Source organism: Pseudidiomarina gelatinasegens (genome assembly GCF_004025325.1).
In the GTDB taxonomy this organism is placed as follows: domain Bacteria; phylum Pseudomonadota; class Gammaproteobacteria; order Enterobacterales; family Alteromonadaceae; genus Pseudidiomarina; species Pseudidiomarina gelatinasegens.
The window spans coordinates 1-2,504 of the sequence record NZ_RSFE01000021.1 but is presented as its reverse complement, the minus strand read 5'-3'; the positions used below and the strand labels follow the sequence as shown (position 1 = coordinate 2,504).

The 2,504-nt window shown below is 45.8% G+C and carries 4 protein-coding genes; 1 reads left to right on the top strand and 3 read right to left on the bottom strand.

Annotated elements, in window-relative coordinates:
* Positions 1–199, top strand: a 199-nt coding sequence (locus EGC76_RS11935) for a hypothetical protein (protein WP_220445693.1), incomplete at its 5' end; no start/stop codon positions are given.
* A gap of 59 nt (positions 200–258) precedes the next feature.
* Here the strand turns inward: EGC76_RS11935 and EGC76_RS11840 are convergent.
* The 3 genes from EGC76_RS11840 to EGC76_RS11830 all read right to left on the bottom strand — a co-directional run bounded on the left by EGC76_RS11840 (position 259) and on the right by EGC76_RS11830 (position 2,202).
* Complete coding sequence (locus EGC76_RS11840) at positions 259–900, bottom strand: hypothetical protein (RefSeq protein ID WP_128353207.1); 642 nt, start codon at positions 898–900, stop codon at positions 259–261.
* Positions 901–1,004: 104 nt separating this feature from the next.
* Positions 1,005–1,814 carry a TIR domain-containing protein gene (locus EGC76_RS11835; protein ID WP_128353206.1) on the bottom strand — a complete coding sequence of 270 codons (810 nt, stop codon included), beginning with the start codon at positions 1,812–1,814 and terminating at the stop codon, positions 1,005–1,007.
* A gap of 106 nt (positions 1,815–1,920) precedes the next feature.
* The gene (locus EGC76_RS11830) at positions 1,921–2,202 is read right to left on the bottom strand and encodes a hypothetical protein (protein ID WP_128353205.1); all 282 of its coding nucleotides are present in this window, start codon (positions 2,200–2,202) and stop codon (positions 1,921–1,923) included.
* Between the last annotated feature and the right edge of the window lie 302 nt (positions 2,203–2,504).

The following is a 2,504-nucleotide window of genomic DNA, read 5'->3' as shown; positions in this document are numbered from 1 at the left end:
AATGGAGCACTTACTGGATCGAAAGAAAAGCGGTGATCGTCGAGTGATTCTCGCTCAATATTCGTATCCAATAAGCGCATACCCTGATGCATATCAAAGTGTAGTTCTCAGGGTACGAATGACTATATATCGCTCATTTCTGACCTTCGGCTTTGTGCCAGAAGCGGACATTCGCGCCGCGCTAAACGACCATAGTTAGGGCGTAAAGCGCCGTAAAGGAGATCTAGGTCACGAACTGGCCGATGTTTGAGCGCCTTGTTACGCACTATGCTCAGAGCGGTTAACTCGCCTATCCCACAGCTCCTGTTGAAGCCTGCGCGAAATAACTAACAGCTGATCAATCGACGAAGCGATTGCCTGGAGATCGTACTCTTCACCTCGGAACCTAAACATACTCCGAGTAGGATCAAACCAACGCATCATGTCTGATTCTGCCAGACCTACAACAGCGTTCGGGGGCCCGATGGTATCACTTAGGATGTTTCTATTGACGCTATTATTGCGCCAGTGGTCAAGCCGTTCATCGTAGTGTTCTAGATGGTCGCGTAGGCTTCTATTTTTGAGAGGATTGCTGTCATCCAATCCATACTCGCTCTTTAGAGCTCTACCCCTTACAACTTTATCAATGTTCAGCAGGCGGCTTTCATAATGCTCATCGGTCTCATTCTTTTTCTGTTTAGGTAGCGGAGGCCAAAACATGCGGGAAACGTTACTAGCGTGGGTTAGCAAACTGTGGGTCTGCCTAAACACTTCAGAATGGTAAAACTGCTGTTCATCTCTTTGTAGTGCATCGTTGTGTATCTGGTGTAAAGCATGGTTTAAGTAGCTAACAGCAGCTAGCCCGAACTCACATTGCTTTTTCACCTCACTAACGTAAACCCCCTTTAAAAAGTCATCCATTCTCACACACTCGTTTCTTTGCGTAACGCCGCCAGCACTCGCGGTTTTTCAATGGAGGCGAAGCCACAACGAAAAAGGCATCGCCGTGCCTGGCCTTGTTAAGTTCAAATTGTAACACGGTATCCAGCGGCCTTGAGCTCTTTGATTATGGAGTAACCGCTTTCCTCAATACTGTTTGAAAAAGACTTATAAACTAACCCACTAACGTCGCTAGGTAGCGTTACGGACCCCGTATGCAAACAACAAACCCGAGATCGCCCCAGCTTACCTACGAAATACCCAAATTCAAAAATGACATTAGGCCTCGCGCGAAACTCAAGTCTTCGTTCACTCTCAGGTAAGTCAGACTCAGAGGAAAGGTAAGAAATATCATCAGGAGTCAGTAATATGAAAGCATATCCAACATCGCTATGTTTCTCAAACTTCTCGATAACAGTCTTGCCCTCGTCGGCTTGGCGATGTAACACAATGGGTTCGAGGCCCAGTTCTGCGAGAAAGATTTCCAGTTCATGCTTTGCCTTTTCGTCATGGCCATGAACTATGAATACTTTGTTTGAAATCGGAACGCCTGAAGAATTTACCTGTATTTCACCGACCTCTGGTAGAACCTCATCCGAAATGCTCAAACGAGCCGCTTTCAATGCGCTTAGTATTAATGTTTTAGCATTGGTAAATTTTTCCTCACCATTACCCAGAACCCTAATACCCAAACCCCGCTCTAGCGTATATGCAGGGACGGACTCTTCGCCAAACTTTGCTTTGATAAAGGTTTTGGCGCGGGACTGCCACACGATCCACTCTTCAGAATATGAGCTTGGGTACCCAAACTGGGAAACTCCCGCACAAAAATTCCGGAAGTTGAATTGCTCCCCCTCTGCAATAAGCTCATCAAGAATTTCAATGGTTCTACTCATAGGCTTTCCATAAATTTAACGCTTTGCTAATTGGCTGCCGCAGCGTAGCGTAGGCAGTCCAGTGGAGGCCACGCCGTTTGTGGCCGGAACGAAATTAAGCAATTTGTTATACGCGTTTTGCATTGAACTGAAAAGCCGTTGCGCAAACAAGCAAACCTGCACCATGAAAAATGCCGATTATGTTGCTTTGAGTAACTAATGATAAAGACGAGCCTGAAAAATACTGAGCAGCAGGTATGGCTAAGATGCCACTCAAACAAACAATTGCCAGGCCCAAGCAAAAACGAATTTTTCCAGGGTGATTACAACGCCATACTAATATGCCAGCAATACAAGCAAGAATGATCGTTGAAACATTAACTTGAATCGCTGTACTCAGAATATCCATATTGCTCTCTACTTACTTCGGCTCAAAGCGTATAACGCTTTGCTAATTGGCTGCCGCAGCGCAGCGTAGGCAGTCCAGTGGAGGCCATGCTGTTTATGGCCGGAACGAAATTAAGCAACTTGTTAGCAGTTACCACTGAACATCTCCTGGTGCAAAAGCACCTACAATACAGCCATTGTCAACGGCAGTTTAAATTTGACCCCCTTTGGGGTTAATTCGGCAATCTAGTTTTGACCCCCCTTGGGGTTAAATTTCACCGATTATCGGTGCAATGCCTATCTTCTTTTTGTCCTTCAACCGGT